Consider the following 22,763-nt stretch of genomic DNA (forward strand, 5'->3'; position numbering starts at 1 on the left):
TCATAGCACCGTGGCAAATGCATTACACAAACCCATATTGCTGACGAAAATACTCTAAGACTTTGAGTAACTCTGTTACTTTTTGCTCATCATATGCGTCATCATGGGCCCGTGCAAAGCGGCCATGGTCGTTGTCAAAATACTGGCCGGACGCCCTGGAGAATTCCTCCGACAACGCCGCCCGAACCAATATATCCACGCCTTCCTGGACATTGCCCCCGGCGACGCCATAAGCCTGTTCAACCATTTTTGAACCCAGAAATGATTTCGGATTCACCGCAACAATCGTCGGTTGTGGATCATCAGAGGCGGCGCCCAGATGCATCGACCACATAGTCAGGGCCAGCTTACTTTTGGCATACGCCGCATTATCCGACAAATTGCTGGATGCGATTATCTCTTGTGGCATCAGGGATGCTTGCGCAGCCGATGATAAGTTGATCACTCTGGCACCTTGTTTCATATCAGGCAGCAACGCTTGGGTCAGCAGATAAGGGGCAATGGTATTCACCATAAAGCGTACATCAATCCCCTCTGGCGTGGTTCGCTCTGGTATCACAAATACACCGGCGTTGTTGATCAGCACATCCAGCTCAGTACCAGCCTGCTTAAGCGTATTGACCAGATGCTTAATATCACTGATCACACTCAGATCTGCGGTGTAAGTCGCAACACGTTCCGGCTCGATATGCGCCGAAAGTTCAGCTTTGAGCGCTGATAGCTTTTCAGCATTTCTGCCATGTAAGATCACGCAGTGGCCCTGCTCAAGGAGTGTTCTCGCCGTAGCCAGACCGATCCCATCGGTCGCACCGGTAATTAATATGGTTTTTGTCATTACTGTATCGCTCACTGAAGTTAATTGGGTCGAGTGAAAAGAACCGGAGCATACTCACGGTACAGATACAGCTTAGATTATTTAATAAAAATTTATTATCTCACTTATTAAACAATCAGTATTCTTATTATATTGATAATAAGATTCGATGTTCAGTGGTCAGCGTCAGAAAAACAGCTGCTCTGCGCAGATAAAACAAAGCAGCCATAACCACGAATTACCCTTGCTTTCTGGCGGCCTGATAAGCCTCGCGACTTTGTACCTGGTTGAGATAGCGCTGTATCTGTGGGTTATTGTCCAGCAGTTTGAGATTAGCGGCAAACTCCAGCGTGATGGTCATCATAATGTCTGCTGCACTAAATTGTGGACCGGCAAAAAACGTTTGTTGCGACAACGTTGCTTCAATATAACCCAGATCCAGTGCAAGCTCTTTGGCAATGTATCCATCCAATGGCGCGCTTCCCTCTCGCTGCTCCATACCCAGCAACAAAGTCGTGATCACTGGCAGTGCCAGAGACCCTTCGGCGAAATGTAACCATTCAAGATACTGATAATAATGTGTATCGCTTTTTGCAGGGCGCAGCGCTGTCGACTCTGCCTGATCAAGTAAATACTCCATGATGGCCCCCGACTCACACAGCACCAGCCCGTTGTGTTCAATGGCCGGCGCTTTGTTTAGCGGATGAACCTGGCCCAGGCTTGCAGGTGCCAAGCGGGTGTGCGGATCGCGCTCGTGGTGTACCACTTCGTAAGGCAGCTTAAGCTCTTCAAGCAGCCACAGTACGCGAGTTGAACGTGACTGATTAAGATGGTGTACTTTAATCATGAAAACATGGATCCCTTATCTGAGAAAAGCCGGCCGTACACATAGCCACAACGGCCGGCGTGGATAACAACGATTACTGTGTAAGATGTTTAGCCAGTGCCACACCCACAGCGTGTGCGCTGGCCGGATTCTGACCCGTTATCAGGCGTGCACCTTCAACCACCAGCTCTTGCCAGGGCTGCACTTTTCGGTATTGCGCCGCTTTGCGGGCAATAGCTTCTTCAAGCAGGAAGGGAATATCACTGATGGTACCAAAATCAATCTCCTCTTCGCGGGTAAAGCAAGTGACCGACTTATCGGCAATGAGCAGCTCACCGTTACTCAGAGTGATTGGGAGCAAGGCCGCTGGACCATGACACACTGCCGCTATCACCCCACCCGCTTCATAATGACTTGCCGCCAAAGCAGCAAACTGGTCGTCGCTTGCCAGATCACTGAGCAGACCAAAGCCACCCGGGTAAAAAATCGCATCATAATCGCTCACATTAAGCTCTGAGACTTTCAACGTATTAGCGATTTTTTCTTGCAGTTCAGGATCTTCAAGCATCTGACGGTTCACCTCATCGTCTTCTGTTTCCGTGCCATATAACGGCACCTGACCACCCGCAATAGATGCAAGTTCAAAGGCAATTCCCTGTGCTTTTAATACATGAACAACATGTGTCAGCTCAGGAGCATAGGTACCATTTGCCTGCTCTGTTTCGCCTAAGGTTGCGTGGTTAGTGACCGGAATTAGAACTTTTTTCATCCTACTTTACCCTCCTGAGTTACGTAATATTTGCGCAGTACTGGCGTATTTCGTAGCCAATGCGTTGTGTGTATTCACTTTAGATTATTTCTCAAAAAATGATAATGGCTGTAACTGACAAACACTTTTGCCACACTGCAAAAATCACCTCGTACAGGTTGCAGGCTGTTTATATCAGTCCCGGATGCGACCAAATCCATTGGCTCAGACAGAAACTACCTTTACCTTAGCTGAAGTCTTACAGCTAATTACAACTTTCCACAGAGCTTTACACCCTCAGAGCGGGTCATTCTATATGGTAGGAGTCTGTTGATTATTGGACGTATCAGTTAAAGGAGAAATCATAATGTCCAGATGGAATCCAACTGTTTTCACTGTCTTCTTACTTATACTGCTTTGCTTACTCAGCGGTTGTCATAACAGTAGCCAAGAGCTGGTTGAAGACCGTGTCATCACCTTCAGCTCAGGCGAAAACACATTACATGCCAGACTGGTGGTACCTAAAGTACATCAAAGCAACGATGCTATCGTCTTACTTATACATGGGGATGGTGCAATGGATCACAGCGCCAATGGCTACTTTGAGCCAATTATCACCACTTTAAACGAGCAACGATACGCGACTCTGTCCTGGAGTAAACCTGGTATTGGCAATTCTGACGGCGACTGGTTGGCCCAAACTATGTCACAACGTGCAGAAGAAGTCCGCAGTGCCATTCGCTATCTGAGACAAAATGGCTATCCAGATAACCCTATTGGCGTGGTTGGCTTCAGCCAGGCAAGCTGGGTGCTGGCCGATTTAGGCAACGAGCCCGAAATCACCTTTGCCGCCCTGATAGGTGGCGCTGCAAACTGGCGTGAGCAAAGTAAATATACAATGTGGCTGCGCCTGATAGAGGAAGAGCAAATTCACCCTGACGACACCGCCGTCTGGCAAGAGATTGAAGAGCTCAACGAGCTGGAGTATCAGCTTATTAAAGCCGGATTTAACGACTACCTGGGCAGTGACCTACATTTACATCCATTTATGGCACAACCATTGGAAGATGAAGCACGCTTTCGCTTCGTACGTGCGAATATCGACTCCGACGTCAGTCTTGGATTTGCTCAGATCCGCTTTCCTATGCTGGCGCTATTCGGTGATTCAGATATCCGAGTTGATATTGAACATAGCCAGCAGGTATTTACTAATACCGTAGGAGCACCAGACAAACTGACTCAAAAGGTGATCAGCAATGCCTCCCACAGCCTGCTTAAAACCGAGCTGCCGATGCGAGCAGCACTGTATTTAACTGAAGATGATTTTGCACCTGGTGCACTGGACACACTGGTCGAGTGGCTGAATACACACGCTCACAAGGCACAACCACAGCGCTTATAGGCTTAAACCTGGGTGAAGCTGCAAGCAAACTTCACCCTCTTTTCGCTTTTTAGTTGCATGATAGCTATAAAATCAATACCTTAGTTATATAGCAATAAAAAATACCCAATCATGTTGTACATCATACTGACCATTGCACTGCTGGCGCTCAGCGCTTTACTGTTTACCCCGTCTTTCAAGGCCTTCACACACCGTTACGAGGTAGCCTGTAATTTTATTCTGACCCTGGTTGCTACCTTAGTCGGTGTGCTGCTGGCAATTGCGATCAGCAACTACGACGCAGATCGAAAAGAAGTCAAAGACTTGATTAAGGTGCTCCATGCTGCAGAAGCCGTCGTTGAGGAAAGTCTGGAATACAGTATCAGCCTTCATGAGGCCTATCAGCAGAACATCGATAAATATGGCGAAAAACAAGCGTTTTTTACCCGCAATCCACTCGTTTACCCCCAATACCTGGATAATATGCTCACCCAGAATCTGGTAAGCAAAAACCTTTCCATGGAAGGGTTAAGCGAACTCAATGAGCACCTGATCATCTTGCAGCGCTCCCAAAAGGTTGCACCTGAAACTTTTATTGCCAGCATGCGCTATATCAAGCAAATACTGATCCTGGAGCGTCGATTTCAAAACGCTGAGCTGTCAGAGCAAGATTACATGCAAATGCAGGACGAACACGAAGAGCAATTGGTACGCCCTAATCATAACACCGACAATAATTAAGGATAGCCATGCGTTTACTACTCATCGCAACACTTCTGGCAGCCTGTGGCATGAGTCAAGCCACAGCTAAAATAGATGACAAGCAAAATCTCCTGACGCCAAATCAAATACAACAGGATCTACAAAGCTTTATTGATTATGTCCGGCTAGGCTACGCTTACCGCGATGAGAAGCAGACTGACTTTGCTACCTTTGAGCAATGTGTTCGCCAGCAAAGTACTGAACTCAAAGACAAGATGCAGCTCTCGAGACGACTTAATCACTGCCTGGAGCACTGGTATGATCATCATGCCGATGTAACGCCCAGACCCAAAGACTATTACTTACCTATGCCCACTGCCAGCGGCCTGTGGGCACAATGGCAAGACGGAAAAGCCATAGTGACAAATGTGCCATTTATGGGACCTGCCTACCAGCAAGGCTTTCGGGCAGGCATGCAGGTGCTGCGTCTGAATGGGGTGCCTGTTGAGCAAGCCATAGAGCAAGCCAACGTTTCTGGTTTTGATGAGGCGCGGAGTTGGACACTTAACCGATTACTCACAGGTAAGCGTCAGCAACGGCTCTCCCTGGAAGTCCACTGGCGTGGTAAGACCGAGATAAAACTGCTGGATATTGAAGCTATTGTACAGGAGGTGATAGCAGAAAAGCCGTTACTCACGCAAAATCGATTTGGAGCCGTTGGCTATATCCGCCCGGAAAATAGCCTGGGCAATAACGCGCTGATCCAGGCTTTTGATGACGCCATGCATCAGTTGCAAGATACTCAGGCGATGATCCTCGATTTACGTCACACACCCAGCGGCGGCAACACAGAGGTAGCAAGAGGCATTATGAGCCGCTTTATAAATGTTCGTCAGCCCTATCAAACCCATGAGCTGGTATCCATCGAGCGCGAGTTTGGCGTGAAACGCGCCTGGCAGGAATTTGTGTTTCCACGGGGAGACTTTCAGTACGACAAACCCTTAATTGTACTTTGTAATAAGTGGACTGGCAGCATGGGAGAGGGCCTGACCATAGGCTTGCATGGCATGGGCCGGGCGACGGTTATTGGCACTCAGATGTCCCAGCTACTGGGTGCCATATACAGTGAAACTCTGCCACATAGCCAGCTTAACTACCTGTTACCCAGAGAAAAGCTTTTTCACATCAATGGGACGCCACGGGAAGCCTTTATGCCTGATCAGGTTGTAGAGCAACAAAACCATGACCAGAGCAAAGACGTTATTCTCGACATCGCTTTAAAGCAACTACAAAGCCTGTGAGCAAGCTTACAACAGGCCTTGCCACACAAGGCCTGTCAACGATTACATTGCGCTACTTGCATACCTCAGGAGCCTGGTAATCCAGCTTCATTAAATCAAAGTAGTTTTGCCCCAACGCGATATATCGAAAGGCTTCATCATCCAGGTACTGATTAATGCGGCTATTGATCTCAACTTCACGCTTGTAATCCCTTTGCTGATAGCCTTTTGCTGCCACAATATCACTGCCAGTCAAAATACGTTTTGGATAACGATTGAAAAACGCCACATACTGCTCACGTATTGCCGCATGACGAAAATATGCCTCATATAAAACTCGCCATGAAATATCCAGCATCAGATTAGGGTAGGTATCCAACAACCGGGATAAAATCGCAATATGTAACTGCGGATCCAACCTGGTTTGCTCCCGAGACAACCCCATATGAACCCAGACGATCGGATTTTCCGGGTAACGGGCCAGCACACTCTCCATCAGATGCAAATACTTGGTTGGCGCCTGATCTGAGCCGATATCAGCATGAATTGACAAAGGCATAGGTGCCCTGCCCCCTCCAGGCCCTCTGAGTCTGGCCATAAAGGGCGCCCAGTCATCAATTCGCTGTGGCGGCGTTGCCCGGTGCGAATGAGCGAACAAGGCTTGTTTTACCAGATTCACCTCCCCCATCCAGGTAAAAGCAGGCCCAAACTCCTCGTCCAGCAGTGCCATTTGTTGCGCTATATGCTGCGGCTCACTAAGGTCAGCAAAGCTCATCGACAGAGTCAGGTGGACTTCCTCATTAGGATACAATAACGCGTTGGATGCATTGATCACATCATTTCTTATGGTCGGCTTAATTTCACCCGTCGGACACACCGAAAAGCGCTGACAACCACTTTGTGCGCTAAACATTTGCCCAATCCCAAAGGCATTCACAAATAACACGCCAGCTGGCTGAAAATAGCTGATCAATTCAGGATAAGGAACGGCCTCTCCACCGAAAGGGCGGAAGTGGGCATGGGCATCCACCACGAAAGTATAAGGTTGGGTGTCCCTGTCATAACAAGCCTGCTCTGCGCTACGCTTAAACTGTGTCAGATGACGTTCGCTCTGCGTATTTTGGCAAGCCGCGGTCAAGGCCATTACCATCGGCAGCAATACGGCACGTAATTTAGGTATTTTCACTATTTTCTCCCAGCCAGATTGAACAATGGCAACACGACAATTCCGGACTTTGGGTCCGCTTTTGCGATTGATAGCAGCATGAAATATATAACCAATTGTTATCATTATACAATTTTTCTGGTTCATTCTTTGCTGTAGACTCAACCCTCATCACGGATCATTAAAAGGATGTTGACCATGTCACAGCGTTATCGCGACTTTATCTGGTTCACCTGTTTTCAGCCAGCGCTTATGCAACTGCGCAAGCAACCACGTTGGGCATTGAGCATGTTTGTCCTGCTGACACTAACTCTCAGTGCCGTGCTCTGTGTTGCTGCTGTGCTCTACCACATTTGGTTTAAGCCGCTCCCCTACCCCCAGCCACAGCAGGTACATCTGCTGGGTCATCACCGTCAGGCCAGTGCCGCTGGACTGAATGATCAGGGCTGGCCTTATCCCGCACTCACGCAGCTGTTAGATGCGATAAGTCAGCCTTCTTCGGCATCAGACAAAGAAGCATTGCTAGCCCTTTACTATGCCGAAGAGGTGCCCCTGAACACTGCCTATCAGGAGAAAATTAAAACCGCTTACGTCAGTGGCGACTGGCAAACGATGCTGGGAGCTGAACTCATTCATGGTCACAGCAATGCGTTGTTAGCTGCGCCAGACACTCAGCCACAGGGTGCGGTGATCAGCCATGCCCTGTGGCAAACCGCTTTCGGTGGGACACCAGACATATTAAAGCACCATCTCAATATCAATGGGATACGTCACCCTATACAGGGCGTTGTTGACTCAAAATATCATCCGCCCGAACTATTAAAACCTGGCTGGCAGCCAGAGCTTTGGCTGCCCTGGCGTTTCAACAACTCTGAATATAAAGAGTACTGGCAAAGCCCTGATCCGAACATTCGAGTCCTGTTGCATACGCCGACACCTCAAACGCAACTTGTTGGCTTACAAGCCAAAGTAAATGGATCAGCAGCCTTGCATGCACCTGCACAACTGAGGGACTGGCAATCCCGTCTAACCGGACACCCCCTGAAAGCTGCATTGCGTGGTGACCATCCGGTTATTTTTATTGTCTTTGCCTGTACGCTGGCGTTATTGTTTCTGGCAAGCCTGAATCTGGCGCAACTATTTTTGCTCCAGATTCTGCAAAGTCGGCATCAGCTGGCTGTGCGTTCTGTGGTTGGCGCAAAATACACAACGTTGCGCAATACCTTATTGTGCCAGCTGACTTTATTAATAGCCCCGTCACTGGCGCTCGCCCTGGGACTAACGCATCAGGCACTAACCTATAGCAGTAAATGGTTATCACAGTTCATTTATCAAGGTGAACAGCTGACCGTTAACTGGCAGATCGTATCGCTGGCATGCCTGCTGGGGAGTGTAATCCTGGCTTTGTTTATGACCTTAAGCCACAAACATTGCCAGCCAGAAAAGTTACTGAACAGCCTCAAACGCAGCGGCAAAGGCCAGGCTGCACAACTATCGCAAACAACAATCAGGCGCTTTGTTGCGTCTCAGGTATTGTTAGTTTCCCTGGCAGTTTTGGCGTGTACTCAGCTCGTTAGGGACAACCTGAAGCAGCTAACTCACCCGCTGGGATTCGACACCCAACAGATCTATGAACTGGAGTTCAATGTTGCCACTCTTGACTGGCAGGGCTGGTCAGCTTATGCATCAATGGCAAAAGCGTTTAAACACTCTTTGCTGCAAGAGCCTGGTGTAATAGCAGCCAGTTTCGCCCGCACCCCACTTAAAGATGACTTCCAGTTTAATGTCACTGCATCCTGGAACGATACCCGTTATCTGCCATTTCACCGTAATGTGGATCAGGATTACTTTAGAGTACTGGCACAAAAGCTTATTGGAGGGCGGACCTTCACCGCACAAGACATCGAGGAGCAACGCCCCGTAGTAATAGTCAATCGCACATTCGCCCGTCAATTGGGTGGTGAAGTGCTGAATAAGACGCTGAAAATTGATGGTGTACAAGCACAACGCATTATCGCTGTCATCGAAGACCTGCAACTGCCCGGAAAGCCTATTTCACCGGCACGCATTTACCTACCTAACTTTGGCTCAGCGACTTACCTGCTGGTTAAACTTGCACCAGGGGTGACCTTGAGCAAAACACAACTCAGTGCGCGGTTAAAACAACAGCATCCGCAATTTGTGCTAACCCAGTGGCGCGCATTGGAAGAAGAAGTTGCACACGCCCATCAATATCGGCGTATTACAACCTGGCTGCTGGTCTTTATCAATCTGCTGATCCTAATCATTACTGCTTATGGCGTATACAGCCTGCAAAGCTACGCAGCTTATCTTCAGCAAGGGGTAGTCAAAGTTCATTTGATGCTGGGAGCGAAACGTCGTCAGGTATTGTTGGCAAGGATCCGTGCATTTTTGCAGCCCGCATTGCTCAGCCTTACACTTGCAGTGATCGCGATAAGCTTGAGCTGGCCGTGGCTCGACACATTAATGGTATTTTCTCCCAGCCTGACACTCATTGCAGCAAGCTTAGCCGGTGTGATTGTGACCCTAGTGGTTATCAGTCTAATCACAGCCCGCCAATATATTCCAACCAAGCGGTTGTTATGATGTGTAAAGGGGGTTTCCATCCCCCCTTTTTATATACTAACCGCGGACCTCTGTGACCTGTTTTAATCGCGATAAATCCCGCCACAACACAGGTGCCACAATCAAGGTTAGCACCAAGTTTGACACTGGCACTGATAACCATACTCCATCTACGCCAAACTGATGTGGCAGCATATATAAAAATGGTACCTGAATGGCCATGTTCCCCAGTGAGATCAGAAGAGATTTTCCCCCCTGATCCAGTGCTACATAATACATGGCAGCAAGAAAAATAAACCCATCCAGAAACACCATAGACAAATGCAAACGTGCACCACGTTGCGCCTCATTGAGTAGTGCTTGCTCCTGAGTAAAGAAGGACACGATCGCTTCGGGAAACACGTTCAGGCACAGCACAATAACGAGACCAACCGACAAACTCACCTGGCATGCCAGCTTAAGGGTTGCGCGGATCTTTTGTATTTGTCCTGCACCATAATAATAGCTCACCGGTGGTTGCATACCACTGGCAACCCCTTCAGCAAAGAAGTAATAGATCACCCCAATATAACCAATGAGCGCAAAAGCAGCGACGTGTAGCGGCTCACCATAAGTCAGTAACTGTTTGTTGTGCAGCGCAGTAATAAAAGCAAAATACAAAAACATCACCAACCCGGATGCCCCTTGGATCAGAGCGCGCCTCGCCAGTTTCAAAGAAAAAGTTAGCCTGCTTAAGCGCAGTCCGATACCCGCTTTTGATGAGCAAAAATAACTGAGCGCCAGTATGCCGACCAGAGATTGCGAAACCACACTGGCCCAGGCTGCGCCAGCAAGCTGCCATTGCAATAACACGATAAACACATAATCCAGTACAATATTGGTCAGTGCACCGAGGATTAATAACGACGTAGCCACGCCCGGACTGCCATCATTGCGGATCAACATGGGCAAGGCGCCTGCAGCCATGGTCGCTAACGCCCCCCAGCCAAATACCGACAAATAGCTGTAACCGAACTTAAGTACCTCTCCACTGGCGCCCTGCAAATCAAGCAACAAACTGCCACTGGCATACAAACCTAAACTGGTTATCGCTGCCAGTATCAGCAGTAACCAGATACTGGTTGCCAGCACAGCATGCGCCTGAACGCTGTTTTTGGCACCTCGAAACAAGGACAAAAGGCTCCCCGCACCTATGCCTACCAGTGCACCAAGGCCCGCTATCAGGCCCACTACAGGCCAGGCGATATTCACCGCAGCCAAACCATCGGCCCCAATAAAATGGCCAACGAATACCCCATCAACAACCTGATACAGCCCGTTCACCATCATAGCTGCGATAGCCGGTATGGTGTAACGCCAAAATGTTCGGATCACCGAATCTTTGTGCTTGTTCGCCGGACCTTTGTGATTTTGACTGAGCTCTGTCAGCTCAACATCGTGCGTTTGCATAAAACTCCCCGCTCATTGCGAATACCCGCTATTATGCTTAACTATCGGATGAAAGAAAGTTAGTTACTATCCGCTTTTCGGATACTTTGGAGCCTTTATGCACTGGACACTCGATCAACTGGAAGCCTTTGTGACTGCCGCAAGAACGGGGTCATTTTCTGCAGCCGCCCGAAAACTGGGTAAAGCCCAGTCCCGGATCAGCACAGCTATAGCCAACTTGGAAACCGATCTGGGTTTTGAGTTATTTGACCGCTCAGCTCGATTGCCGGTGTTAAATGCCGCGGGGCATGACCTGTTCGCGGAGGCAGAAGCGGTGCTTATGCAATGCCAGCGGTTACAGTCTAGGGCGCTCTCTATGAGCTGCGGAGAGGAAGTATCTCTGACCGTCGCCATGGATGAGGCTGTTCCCATCAATGCCTTTGAAACCCTGTTTGAACAACTGTCACATCAGTTTCCTCTCCTGAAACTATCTATATTAAACGGTTCACAGGATGATATTGCGGGCTGGGTTGATGAACAAAAAGCCGATCTGGGCATTTTATTTCATCAAAAGCCTCTTTCACAAAGTCTCGACTTTACACCGCTTGGCAGCTTTGAGCAGCGCCTGATAGTCGCCCCCCACCACCCGCTGGCATCACACTCTCAGCCAACCGTAGAACAATTAAATCAGCATCGGCAACTAGTGATCCGAGACCGCATAGGCAACAGCCAGTCTCAGGCCATTTCTTCTTTTCACTGGCATGTAGACAGCTATTACTATATTGCAGGCCTGGTTTTAAGAGGTGTTGGCTGGGCACTGGTGCCTGAGCATGTCGTAAAGTCTCACTGGTTTAACGAAGCGGTTGTCACGCTTTCCACCCGACATATTCCTGGCTCTCTGACCGTAGACATGGGTCTGGTCAGGCGCAGAGACAAAGCAACAGGGCCCGTCATTCACTGGATTTACGACACCGCTTTATCAATGGCACTTTAGAGCCAGTTATAGTCCATTTGGCGGGCCGTTTTAATCGCCAATGATTTGCCAAAGTGCAGCTTTACCAGCTCAAGGCTCATGTCGATACCTGCTGACACTCCCGCAGAGCTGGTAAAATTCTGATCCATGACAAACCGTTTATCCTCACACACTTTCAGATGCGGATAACTGGTTTGCAACCGTGCCAAATCATCCCAATGCGTGGTCACTGATTTACCGTCAATTAGCCCAGCTTCGGCAAACAAAAAGACCCCAGTGCACACTGATGCACAGCGACGGGTATGCGTCGCTGTTTCAGCCAGCCAGGCCAACACAGAGGTATTGCTGAGTACATGCTGATGCTGCCCACCTGCAACAATCAGTAAATCAAATCTGGGATGACCGTGAATGCTGTAATGCGGGTTTACAGACAAACCACCACGGCAACTGACGGGGGCATGACTGGGTGCAATCAGGCTGACGTTTACGGGCTCGTCTACAAAACGAGCAGCCGTGCTGAACACTTCAAATGGGCCGCTAAAGTCCAAGACTTCAACGCCATCGTAAATAAAAATACCGATTTCCATTGAATGATCCAGAATAAGGAAGTTTTTGAGCTCCCTTAGTGTAGCGCAGATCTTAGCCATTCATATCTATTTACACTTTGATTTTGGCGATTAATCGAGATCTGATTGCACTTTCATGAATTTGTCTTTTAGTATGCTTGGCAATAAAATGCCAACAAGCGAAAACCAACTATGTTGAAAATCAAACTAACACTACTTAGCGCCGCCGTCGTGATCGGTCTGGCAGGTTGTAGCAGCACGCAGCAAAGCAGCACAGCCACGCCAACAATTGCAGAAAAGCAATATCAAAACCCGCTTTTACAGCCTTTTACCGGTCCTTATCAGGGCGTTCCTCAATTCGATAAAGTAAAACTGACAGATCTTGAGCCTGCGCTGGACATCGCGCTGGCTGATCACTTAAGCGAAATTGACCTGATTGCCAACAACACCGCACCAGCGACGTTCGACAATACTATCGTTGCAATGGAGCGTTCAGGTCAGGCATTGGATCGCCTTTTTACCTACTTTGGTATCTGGAGCGCCAACAATTCCTCTCCTGAATTTCGCCAAATGCAGGGCGGCCTGATGGCTAAGTACGCTCAATACCGTTCTAAAATCACCCAAAACAAGGCGTTATTTGAGCGTGTTAAAACAGTGTATGAGAGCCAAGAGTTTAAGCAACTGAGTGCTGAAGAACAGCGTATCACCTGGCTACAGTACAACAGCTTTGCCCGTAACGGTGCCACATTGGAAGGTAAAGCCGCTGATCGCTACGCCGAAATTAACCTCGCTTTATCAAAGCTACACGCAGACTTTGCCAATAATGTACTTGCCGATGAAGAAGGCTATGTCGTTTATCTGACGAAAGATCAACTTTCTGGCCTGCCTCAGTCCTACATTACCTCTGCGGCTGCAGCGGCTGAAGAACGCGGTAAAACAGGTATGTATGCGGTTACCAATACCCGCTCTTCCATGGACCCATTCCTGATGTACTCCACGGAACGTGAGCTACGTAAGCAGGTGTGGCAGAACTACTACAGCCGTGGCAATAATGCCGGTGAACATAATAACAAAGCCATCATTAATGAAATCCTGACATTACGTCACGAGCGAGTGCAGCTCCTCGGTTATGAAAACTACGCACAATGGCGTCTTGAAGACCGCATGGCTAAAGATCCGAAAAACGCGATGGAGCTGATGGACAAAGTCTGGCCAGCCGCAATTGCCCGTGTAAAAGAAGAAGTGGCAGACATGCAAGCGCTGGCAGATAAGGAAGGCGCCAACATTAAGATTGAGCCTTGGGATTACCGCTTTTACTCTGAGAAAGTGCGCAAAGCCAAGTACGACCTGGACTCTAACGAAGTTAAACAATACCTTCAGCTGGACAAACTACGTGACGCTATGTTCTACGTCGCGGGCCGCCTGTTTAACTTCGAGTTTACCGAAGTGCCAGAAGGGTCAGTACCTGTCTTCCATGAAGACGTACGTGTATGGGAAGTCACCGATAAAACCAGCGGTGAGCATATTGGCTTATGGTACTTAGACCCATTCGCTCGTCAGGGCAAGCGCTCAGGTGCATGGGCAACCTCATACCGCGGCCACACCACCTTTGATGGCAAAACCAACGTACTGAGCTCGAACAACTCAAACTTCGTCAAAGCACCAGCAGGGCAGGCTAGCCTGATCTCCTGGAACGATGCTGTGACCTATTTCCATGAGTTCGGACATGCGCTGCATTCTCTGTCTTCTAAAGTAAAATACCCTGGCTCTAACTCGGGCGTACGTGACTACACTGAATTCCAGTCGCAGCTACTGGAACGTTGGCTGGTCACCGATGAAGTCATTGATCGTTTCCTGGTTCACCATGAAACGGGTAAGCCAATGCCGAAAACACTGGTGAATAAAATCAAGCAAGCAGCCAACTTCAATCAGGGCTTCGCCACCACTGAATACCTGGCATCAGCCATTATGGATATGAAGTTCCACACCACAGATCCAGCTCAGATTGGCGATCCGGTTGAATTTGAAAAATCTCAACTGGCTGCCATTGGTATGCCATCAGAGATTGTCATGCGTCACCGCACCACACACTTTGGTCATGTTTTCTCAGGTGAAGGCTATTCAGCCGGCTACTACGGCTACCTGTGGGCCGAAGTGCTGACATCAGATGCAGCACAGGCATTTGCCAGCGCACCAGGTGGCTTTTATGACGAAGAAGTCGCTGATCGTCTGGTGAACTACCTGTTCTCTGTACGTAACGCAATGGACCCGGCAGAGGCGTACCGCAAGTTCCGTGGTCGTGATGCGGCGGTAGAAGCCCTAATGTTAGATCGCGGCTTCCCGGTTAATGCAGACAAGTAACCGTAAAACCAAAAAAGCCCTGTTATAACAGGGCTTTTTCTTTACAAACGGCGTTTTTAAAGCGCTACTCAATGATCTCAAGTAAGTGCAGCTTTTTAAATTGCTTTTCCAATGTTGCCATACTGAATGGCTTAATAATAAACCCATCCACTTTTTCTAGTAACACCTGCTGTACCCGCTCTCGACCGTTTTCACAGGTCACCATCACAAGTTTGAGATTTTTTAGTGCTGGTCTGGTACGAATTTCGTGAAGTAAGGCCAGTCCATCTATGTGTGGCATATTCAGGTCGGAAATCACTAACTGGTAGGGTTTTGCCTCGAGCAACTCCAGTGCTCGTTTGCCATCTGTCGCTTCATCTATGTCTGTAAAACCAAGCCGACGGAGCATACCTATCATCACATGCCGCATTGACGCCATATCATCAACAACCAGTATTTTCACCTGTCTCTCCTTAATATTAGTACCAATTTCACTTAATACGAGTTCATTTTTACGGAGCAAATATGACGCTAACGGCGTTAAAAATTTCTCATTTAGAACCTTATTCCTTAGACATAGGTTCACAAATTTTTTGCCTGGTTATCGACCCTATTTTCTCGCCTCAAAATAGAACGCTTAATTAAGCAAATTGGTATAACTTCACCGATAATAAGAATAAAAATTAGACCAAGATATCAGCAAAGTCGACTTTACTCGTAAGGATCAGGAAAATTCCTAGTTTGACTCTTTATTTAGTGACAAAGACATAAACACACTGAGCGGATTATCGCGGTACAGACCGAAGCGTTCACAACGGTCAAAACCAAGGCTTTCATACAGGTTAATTGCCTGTTCCTGCTTCACACCAGTTTCAAGGCGGATCAGTGGAATTTGTGCATCGCCTGCGTAATGCAACAAGATTTGCATGATACGCTTAGACAACCCTTTGCCCCGGTACTGAGGTTTAACATACAAACGTTTTATTTCACCGTATAAGGTTTTATCGAATTGTTTAACGATGGCGCCACATGCCACTATGCCTTCTTCGTTTCGTAGCCCCACAGCACGTACATTGGGTTGATTGAGCTCTTCCAGTGCCAAAGACTGATCACTGGCAATGGGATAGAGGGTATTCATCAGGCGGTCAATTTCTGCAAATAGTTCTCTAACACTTGGATCATCTGGTTTTAAATCAACTAGTTGCATAATTTTCCTTTCAACTGACAGTTACTTTCCGGGCCCAGCCAGACCTCATTTACACGACACGTAATCAGGTTAAGCGTAATGACTGGTGCGACAAAATAAAAGGGTATTTTAACGTACTTTGCGGGAAATATAACTAAATATATTCAGATTATATGGTAAGGAAACATGTTGCAGCATGTGATTAACGTGGGATGCGGGACCTTGTCACATCTGTCGGATCAATAGCCATTCATACCCTCCATGGCATCTTACCATTCAGGCTAGCCAAAGTGTGATAGCAAGCAACAATATGGTGGCAATCGTTGTGAAAAGCAGTGAGCACTGATTCTGGCCAGTACGGTCTGATTGTGAAAACAACATAAACAACTCTCCTATGCTTCTTCCCAACCTAAAAACCACAAAAGTATTAATAAAGGAAGATACACTACAACCAAAAGTAGTAACATTGATAGCAAAAAATTACCCAAAACACCAGAAAATAGTGTAAATATTATCCTAAAAACTAGGCCAATTGTCCGACACATATATACAATTCCTTATAATGCAAGGACTTAAACCAACCCACTCACTTGTATGAAAAAAACACAAAAAGGTTGGGTTTACGCCAATTCGGACCTATATAAGGAAAAAAGGAGATGCCATGATCACATTAAAAGCAACCAGTAAAGACAATTACAGTGATGTATTTACGCTACAATTATTGCCTGAAGACCTGAGTTTTATCGCATCGCCAGCCGAAGCCCTGGCCGAATCAGCGTTTTTTCCATACTACCGAAACCTGCTGATCTACCATCATCAAACACTGGTCGGGTTTATACAGTATCACCCTATGGAACCAGAGGGCACAAAACATGAATATACCATCACACAGCTGACAATAGACAAGCGCTTCCGTCGTCAGGGATTTGCCAGGCAAGCCCTGAAAAAGTTACTCACACAGCTCAGAGCCAAGTCTGATTGTCAGATAATTTCTGCCGTCTATGTGGAAGGCAATGAACGCATGCGCAGTTTACTCAGTGGCATGTCTTTTGAATTTAAAGGCCGCTGGAACGACACCGCTTATCTGATGGAGTGGCATCGTGAAGCGCCTCTCCCAAAGGTATACCTAAGCACTGTGTGGCAAGAAAATTTCGAACAATTGGGTGACCTTGCGCTACATGAACCACAACAGCCGTTGGTGGCCCCCAACGAATGGACTTTACTGGAAGCTGCCCATAATCCGGGGTATGAAGTACGTGCAATCAACTATCAGGATAAACAAGTCGGGCTACTGATGTGGGTTCCTGAAAAACCGCACCGCATTTCAATTTGGCGTCTGATGATTGATAAAGCTTATCAACAGCAGGGCATAGGCAGACAAGCGCTAAAAGCGGCGCTGGAGGAGATCCGGAGCCAGCCAGAGGTGACAGAAATCGCTATCTGTTATGTACCGGACAATCCTGTCGCTAAAGATTTTTATGGCAGTTTTGGCTTTGTAGAAACGGGCTTCGATGAAGAGGAAGAAGAGATGCTCGCCGAGATCAGATTATACTAAGTTGCTTAATTAAGTGTTCTATTTTGAGGCGAGAAAAGAGTGTCGATAACCAGGCTAAAATTTGTGAACCTATGGCTAAGGTATAAGGTTCTAAAATGAGAAATTTTTAACGCCGTTAGCGTCAATGTGCTCCTTCAAATTGAACTGGTAATAAGTGAAACTGGTAGTATCATCACAACACTGTAAAGGGGCTTAACACAAGGGAATGGGTTGCTGTGGTTTAGCGTAACGAATGCCGGCATCATCAAACGCCTGCACATCCTCTTGTGAATGATAATGGTATACACACAATCTGTTCAAAATAGCTGGGGGATACTCTCGTAACAAATCGTCCAACCCGGCATGACTGGGATTACCAGACGCCACACAATCATGAAAAATGATTTCTCCCTGAGTCACCTGATGGATCAGTAGCTCGGGAATTGGGCGGGTATCGCCACTATAAAAAAACCGCCCAGGAAGATGCAAAGAGAACGCACTGCCAGGCGCCTGATGGCGAACCGGATAGCAGTTCAGCCGAAGCTGTTGATGGAAAAAGTGTTCACCAACCGGGTGCAGCTCAAACGTATGCCAGATATCTTCGCGTAGCTCAGCCAATCCAGTGTAGGCCAACATCGCACACAAAGATTGAATAAGCTGAACTGGTACATATAAACGTACTTTTTGCCCGCCCAATGCCGCCTTAAAATACAGCTGTTCCAGGCCGCCAATATGATCGTAGTGCAGATGAGTGATAAATACGGCCTGAGGTAAAGAGTGGCAGCCAAACGCGCGTTTGAATCGCGCCAGCGTGTCGTGGCCACAATCAATGAGTAACCAGGGGGTGTCTTCACAACAAATCACACATGCAGCATTACCAAGCTCTGCCGCACTGGCCGCACCAACACCCAAAAAGAGCGCACAATCTGGCACTGAAACCTGTGAGTGTGTGCGATGCGGTTTATCTTGTGTTGGCCGGGCCACTATCGAATCTAACATCAGTCCGCTCGTCAATATTCGCCACTCGGTACACACCCAATGCTAGATGCAATAATTGACATTCCCGTGACAAGGCGATACTTGGCGAATAGATAGTTACACCAACATTTGGTTAATTTCACTAAATTAAGCCACTATATGTCCAACCAAATGAACGTCAAAAACACATAAAACATTGATATATGATAACTAATATTCTTGGCATCTGTTTTGCTTTGCTCATGGCATATGAAAAAAATAACAAATTGGAATTGCGCCATGATCAAAAAACTTTCTCCCTTATTCGCAGCACTCGCACTCAGTGGTTGTGTGGTTCATATTGATGGCCACAGTAAAACAGTGGCAGACGTGGAGCTGCACAAAACCCTGACGCTGGACGCCACAAATTTGAACAGCCTGATGGCAGATACTAGTTCAGGCTCACTGGATATCATCGGTGACGACACCCTCTCACAAATAGAAGTTGATGCAAAAATACTGACAGACAAAGATCACAGTTATCAGCTTACGCTTGAGCAGGACGGCAACAACGCACGACTGATCGCAAAACAAAATGCCCGGGTTGGTATCGTCTGGTACAGCGGTAATAGCCCCAGAATTGATCTGACTGTCCGCGTACCTAATAGCCTTGCATTGGACATTGACGATAGCTCAGGCGACATTGCTATCTCAGGCATGACCGGAGACATCGAACTGGAAGACGGCTCGGGCGACATCAGCATCAATGGCGCAGCAAATGTTAAAATTGATGACGGCTCAGGGCAAATGCTTATCCGTGGCGTCAGTGGCATGCTGGATATCGAAGATGGCTCAGGCGACATTACCATTCAGGGCGGCAGCCAGCTGAAACTCGATGACGCGTCGGGCCAGGTATACATTACCGACGTGCGTGGTGATCTGGATATTGAGGACGGCTCCGGCGATATCCAAATCATTGGCGGACGTTCGCTTACCCTGGACGATGAATCAGGCAACATCAGTCTGACCGATATGAGCGGTGACCTGACCATTGTAGATGGCTCCGGAAACCTTGAGATCCGCGGCGGTAATTCGCTTGATTTACGCGACGACTCAGGATTTGTGCGGGTTCAGGACTTACAGGGCAATGCCAAGGTCAATGATGGCAGTGGCAATCTGGTGCTACAAAACATCAAAGGCCATGTCACCATCGACGATGATTCCGGCGACATTGAAGTCATTCAGGCAGGTGGCCTTACCATCACAGGTGATTCCTCCGGCGGTCAGCGCATCGAAAAGGTCCGTGGCGAAGTCAATATTCGAGATTAACCCCCTATAACGACACCTTTTGCAAGCAAAGTGTCACCTTTTGCCAGTGTATTATGTGAGTTCAGCTTCTACAATGAGCGCATAACTTCTGGTAACAAGGTGACATCATGACTTACGCAAACACAGCCCTGATCACAGGCGCATCTTCTGGTATTGGTTTAGAACTAGCGCGCTTACACGCCCAGCAGGGCGGTGACCTAGTTCTGGTCGCCCGCTCTGAAAACAAGCTCAATGCCCTGAAAAAAGAGCTGGAACAAACCCATGGTGTCAACGCTTGCGTGATCACGGCTGATCTCACCGACCCGACGTCAGCGCAAGCAATCTACAACGAAACAAAACGCCAGGATATCGAAATTGATATCCTGATCAACAACGCCGGATTTGGGGATCATGGCTTTGTTCATGAACGTGAACTGCAGGCCGATCTGGACATGATACAAGTCAATATCAGCAATCTTATTGCGATCCGACCTTGCCCGACAGTACCTGCGTCGCTCAAGTATGTCTTTGCAGGAAATCGCCTTTTTGCTGGGCTTTAGTGATGCCAATGCTTTTATTCGTGCGCTTAACCAATGGAATGGCTTCCCTCCAGGCCACTTCAGAAACCAGAATGAGCACGGTGTAAAAAAGGGTTATTCAATTTAATAGAAAAGTTGGATAGGCGTTTATTCTCGTTACACATAAAATTTAGTGTCATCCTTTTGGACGCTGATTTTGAAAAATTTACTCGCCTTAACCTTTACTGCCCAACTCAGTGTGCTGTGGCCTTCGGTCTCACACAGCGCAGACTTTGCCGCCTATGAGCAAAAATTCCCACTAAAAGGGAAAAAAGATTTCCACGCTGTACTAGAAGAAGGTGAGGCTTTACTCACGCAATCAACACTCACGGCGCAGCAGCGAACCTATGTGCTGCATCGAACGGCTTTACACTTGGTACGGCTGGGGGAATACAACCGCGCCCAGCACAGGCTGGATGCACTCGCGATCCATTTGAGCGCGCACCCTGACGATTCTATGCAAGGCAAATATCACTGGGTTAGTGGTGATCTGGCATATCGCCTGAGTGACATTCAAACTGCCCAAACACATTTTATTAGAGCCAGCGAGTTTTTCTCCCGCACACAGGATTGGCGAATGCTCAGTCACTCCCATCGAATGATCGCCAATGCCGTTGCAAAAGGCAGTCCTGATTTGGGTGCAATCGAACATGTTACACTTGCAAAACACTATGCTGAGCTTGATAACAATATCCCATTACACAATGCTGCGTTTGATACAGAAGCCAGAATATACAAGCTCTTTGGCCAGCTCGACCGAGCATTGAAAAGTCGTCAGACTCAATTAGACTGGCTAAAAAAACAAAAAGCACCAAACAAGGACTCAGTGTCAGCGACCTACTATGGTCTGGCTGAAATATTTATCGACTTTGGCGATCATCAGGCTGCGCTTAATGCTTTCAAACAATCTTATCAATACGATCAACAAATGAACGAACGCCTTTATATGGGGCAAAATCAAATTCGTATTGGCGAACAATATCTGAGACTCAATGATCTAAACAGCGCACGGGCCGCATTTGAACAAGCAAAAGCGATCAACGAAACACTATCACACAAACGTAACTTGGGTTGGGCTATCGCAGGACTGGGGCGTGTAGCGCTAGCTAAAAAGAACTACTCACAAGCCGCTGAACTAATTGGGCAGGGTTTGAATTTAATCACGTCGGACTCAAACCCTGAACTATACTTGAAACACTTGGTGATGTATGCAAACGCATTGAGCCATCAAAATCCAAACCTTGCAATAGAGAAACTTGAGCCTTCTTTCAAGCCTATGCCAACAGGCACTATGGTGGAAGCCGCTAAAGTGCTCGCATTTGCCTATCAACAACAACCAGACTTTGCATCAGCACTGCGCTATCAGACGCAGGCTACTGAATTACTCGAGCAACAAGCAGAGCAGTCGCGGTTAACCCGCCTGGAAGCCAAAAAGCGTGACACTGAACTCCATTTAGAAACGCTCAAAGTGAATCAGTTGCAAAGCGGACTGGATGAACAAAAACGCCAGAACAAACTACAAAGTGTTATCCTGGCAGCTGCGATTATCGTGCTGCTGAACTTTTTCCTGATGTTTTACCTGTACCATCTGAAAAAACGCAAAGTAATGGAGAAAGAGACTGCGGTACTAAACCAGGCGTTGACGCTCAAACAGCAGTTATTGGCGGATGTATCCCATGAGCTAAGAACGCCTCTGACCGTACTCAAACTGAATATCGAAGCACTCCAGCACAACCTCATTACGGACCCGGACGCCACTTACACCCTGATGCAAAGCCGCTTATCTATGTTAAATACGCTTATTGCTGATATTTATGAACTGGCGCAGGCAGACACACATAGTCTGCAACTGGATTTGCACACCCGACCCGCGAAAGCACTGTTTGATGAGTTGCTCAGTGCAATCCAGCCATTGGTGGCGCAAAACGACCTGACACTCAATGCACAAAACACACTGTCAGAAACGCTGGAGGTTACCTGCGATATTAACCGGATGCATCAGATCTTCAACAACCTGGCACGTAACAGCTGCCATTACAGTAACAAACCCGGTCAGGTCAGTGTCACCATTGCCCAACAAGATGAGCAACTGGTATGTCACTTTGAAGATTCCAGCCCGGGTGTCAGTGACGAAGACTTGCCTCGTCTCACCGAGCGACTTTATCGCTGCGATAAATCCCGCAGTCGTGATCTGGGTGGCTCTGGTCTGGGGTTGTCAATCTGTCAGAAACTCACAGAATTACACCAGGGACACCTGTCCTTGTCTCACAGTTCATTAGGCGGCCTGCGGGTCACACTGACACTTCCTCTCACTGCGCGAGCGCCCTCAGGCGACTAAACCCAGCTACCTTTTCCTTTTTACTGTTTTAATTTAGAGTAATTCGAACTAGG

Annotated in this window: 20 protein-coding genes; 11 read left to right on the forward strand and 9 right to left on the reverse strand. The window is 47.7% G+C overall.

Annotated elements, in window-relative coordinates:
• Positions 1 to 22: 22 nt before the first annotated feature.
• From CWC22_RS23415 to CWC22_RS23425, 3 genes are all read right to left on the reverse strand, one after another.
• Positions 23 to 835, reverse strand: coding sequence for an SDR family NAD(P)-dependent oxidoreductase (locus CWC22_RS23415; protein WP_138537040.1), 813 nt, complete (start codon positions 833 to 835; stop codon positions 23 to 25).
• A gap of 217 nt (positions 836 to 1,052) precedes the next feature.
• A complete protein-coding gene (locus CWC22_RS23420; protein WP_138537038.1) occupies positions 1,053 to 1,661 on the reverse strand; it encodes a glutathione S-transferase family protein in 609 nt (202 codons plus the stop codon).
• A gap of 73 nt (positions 1,662 to 1,734) precedes the next feature.
• On the reverse strand, positions 1,735 to 2,409 hold the full coding sequence (locus CWC22_RS23425; protein ID WP_138537036.1) for a type 1 glutamine amidotransferase domain-containing protein: 675 nt from the start codon (positions 2,407 to 2,409) through the stop codon (positions 1,735 to 1,737).
• 346 nt (positions 2,410 to 2,755) lie between these two features.
• Between CWC22_RS23425 and CWC22_RS23430 the strand changes: the two genes are divergently transcribed.
• The 3 genes from CWC22_RS23430 (at position 2,756) to CWC22_RS23440 (ending at position 5,772) form a co-directional block, all read left to right on the forward strand.
• Positions 2,756 to 3,790 (forward strand): alpha/beta hydrolase family protein, encoded by a 1,035-nt coding sequence (locus CWC22_RS23430; protein ID WP_138537034.1) that lies wholly within the window; start codon positions 2,756 to 2,758, stop codon positions 3,788 to 3,790.
• Positions 3,791 to 3,901: 111 nt separating this feature from the next.
• The gene (locus CWC22_RS23435; RefSeq protein WP_138537032.1) at positions 3,902 to 4,510 is read left to right on the forward strand and encodes a hypothetical protein; all 609 of its coding nucleotides are present in this window, start codon (positions 3,902 to 3,904) and stop codon (positions 4,508 to 4,510) included.
• A gap of 8 nt (positions 4,511 to 4,518) precedes the next feature.
• Positions 4,519 to 5,772 (forward strand): S41 family peptidase, encoded by a 1,254-nt coding sequence (locus tag CWC22_RS23440; RefSeq protein WP_138537030.1) that lies wholly within the window; start codon positions 4,519 to 4,521, stop codon positions 5,770 to 5,772.
• 52 nt (positions 5,773 to 5,824) lie between these two features.
• Here CWC22_RS23440 and CWC22_RS23445 read toward each other — a convergent pair whose 3' ends face one another.
• Positions 5,825 to 6,937, reverse strand: a complete 1,113-nt coding sequence (locus CWC22_RS23445) for an amidohydrolase family protein (protein ID WP_138537028.1) — start codon at positions 6,935 to 6,937, stop codon at positions 5,825 to 5,827.
• 177 nt (positions 6,938 to 7,114) lie between these two features.
• On the opposite strand from CWC22_RS23445, the gene CWC22_RS23450 reads away from it, so the two are divergent.
• Positions 7,115 to 9,523 carry an ABC transporter permease gene (locus CWC22_RS23450; protein WP_171045005.1) on the forward strand — a complete coding sequence of 803 codons (2,409 nt, stop codon included), beginning with the start codon at positions 7,115 to 7,117 and terminating at the stop codon, positions 9,521 to 9,523.
• 36 nt (positions 9,524 to 9,559) lie between these two features.
• Here CWC22_RS23450 and CWC22_RS23455 read toward each other — a convergent pair whose 3' ends face one another.
• On the reverse strand, positions 9,560 to 10,951 hold the full coding sequence (locus CWC22_RS23455; RefSeq protein ID WP_171045004.1) for an MATE family efflux transporter: 1,392 nt from the start codon (positions 10,949 to 10,951) through the stop codon (positions 9,560 to 9,562).
• Between the two features lie 97 nt (positions 10,952 to 11,048).
• On the opposite strand from CWC22_RS23455, the gene CWC22_RS23460 reads away from it, so the two are divergent.
• A complete protein-coding gene (locus CWC22_RS23460) occupies positions 11,049 to 11,924 on the forward strand; it encodes a LysR family transcriptional regulator (RefSeq protein ID WP_138537024.1) in 876 nt (291 codons plus the stop codon).
• Here CWC22_RS23460 and CWC22_RS23465 read toward each other — a convergent pair.
• Positions 11,921 to 12,490 (reverse strand): DJ-1/PfpI family protein, encoded by a 570-nt coding sequence (locus tag CWC22_RS23465; RefSeq protein ID WP_125560391.1) that lies wholly within the window; start codon positions 12,488 to 12,490, stop codon positions 11,921 to 11,923. The two genes, CWC22_RS23460 and CWC22_RS23465, sit on opposite strands and share 4 nt — an antisense overlap.
• 171 nt (positions 12,491 to 12,661) lie before the next feature.
• Between CWC22_RS23465 and CWC22_RS23470 the strand changes: the two genes are divergently transcribed.
• Positions 12,662 to 14,830: a M3 family metallopeptidase gene (locus CWC22_RS23470; protein ID WP_138537022.1), complete on the forward strand. Its 2,169-nt coding sequence runs from the start codon at positions 12,662 to 12,664 to the stop codon at positions 14,828 to 14,830.
• A gap of 64 nt (positions 14,831 to 14,894) precedes the next feature.
• Here CWC22_RS23470 and CWC22_RS23475 read toward each other — a convergent pair whose 3' ends face one another.
• Positions 14,895 to 15,272, reverse strand: coding sequence for a response regulator (locus tag CWC22_RS23475; RefSeq protein WP_010384412.1), 378 nt, complete (start codon positions 15,270 to 15,272; stop codon positions 14,895 to 14,897).
• 273 nt (positions 15,273 to 15,545) lie between these two features.
• The gene (locus CWC22_RS23480) at positions 15,546 to 16,016 is read right to left on the reverse strand and encodes a GNAT family N-acetyltransferase (protein ID WP_125560387.1); all 471 of its coding nucleotides are present in this window, start codon (positions 16,014 to 16,016) and stop codon (positions 15,546 to 15,548) included.
• Between the two features lie 640 nt (positions 16,017 to 16,656).
• Between CWC22_RS23480 and CWC22_RS24610 the strand changes: the two genes are divergently transcribed.
• A complete protein-coding gene (locus CWC22_RS24610) occupies positions 16,657 to 17,550 on the forward strand; it encodes a GNAT family N-acetyltransferase (protein ID WP_138537020.1) in 894 nt (297 codons plus the stop codon).
• Between the two features lie 192 nt (positions 17,551 to 17,742).
• On the opposite strand, the gene CWC22_RS23490 is transcribed toward CWC22_RS24610, so the two are convergent.
• Positions 17,743 to 18,528: an MBL fold metallo-hydrolase gene (locus CWC22_RS23490; protein WP_138537018.1), complete on the reverse strand. Its 786-nt coding sequence runs from the start codon at positions 18,526 to 18,528 to the stop codon at positions 17,743 to 17,745.
• 258 nt (positions 18,529 to 18,786) lie between these two features.
• Between CWC22_RS23490 and CWC22_RS23495 the strand changes: the two genes are divergently transcribed.
• From CWC22_RS23495 to CWC22_RS23510, 4 genes are all read left to right on the forward strand, one after another.
• The gene (locus tag CWC22_RS23495) at positions 18,787 to 19,815 is read left to right on the forward strand and encodes a DUF4097 family beta strand repeat-containing protein (RefSeq protein WP_138537016.1); all 1,029 of its coding nucleotides are present in this window, start codon (positions 18,787 to 18,789) and stop codon (positions 19,813 to 19,815) included.
• 107 nt (positions 19,816 to 19,922) lie between these two features.
• The gene (locus CWC22_RS23500) at positions 19,923 to 20,354 is read left to right on the forward strand and encodes an SDR family NAD(P)-dependent oxidoreductase (RefSeq protein ID WP_230090675.1); all 432 of its coding nucleotides are present in this window, start codon (positions 19,923 to 19,925) and stop codon (positions 20,352 to 20,354) included.
• Positions 20,317 to 20,460 (forward strand): helix-turn-helix domain-containing protein, encoded by a 144-nt coding sequence (locus CWC22_RS23505; RefSeq protein ID WP_230090676.1) that lies wholly within the window; start codon positions 20,317 to 20,319, stop codon positions 20,458 to 20,460. The genes CWC22_RS23500 and CWC22_RS23505 overlap by 38 nt, the downstream gene beginning before the upstream one ends.
• A gap of 69 nt (positions 20,461 to 20,529) precedes the next feature.
• Positions 20,530 to 22,710, forward strand: a complete 2,181-nt coding sequence (locus CWC22_RS23510; RefSeq protein ID WP_138537014.1) for an ATP-binding protein — start codon at positions 20,530 to 20,532, stop codon at positions 22,708 to 22,710.
• The last annotated feature ends 53 nt before the right edge of the window (positions 22,711 to 22,763 follow it).

The organism is Pseudoalteromonas rubra (assembly GCF_005886805.2).
Classification (GTDB): Bacteria; Pseudomonadota; Gammaproteobacteria; order Enterobacterales; family Alteromonadaceae; genus Pseudoalteromonas; species Pseudoalteromonas rubra_D.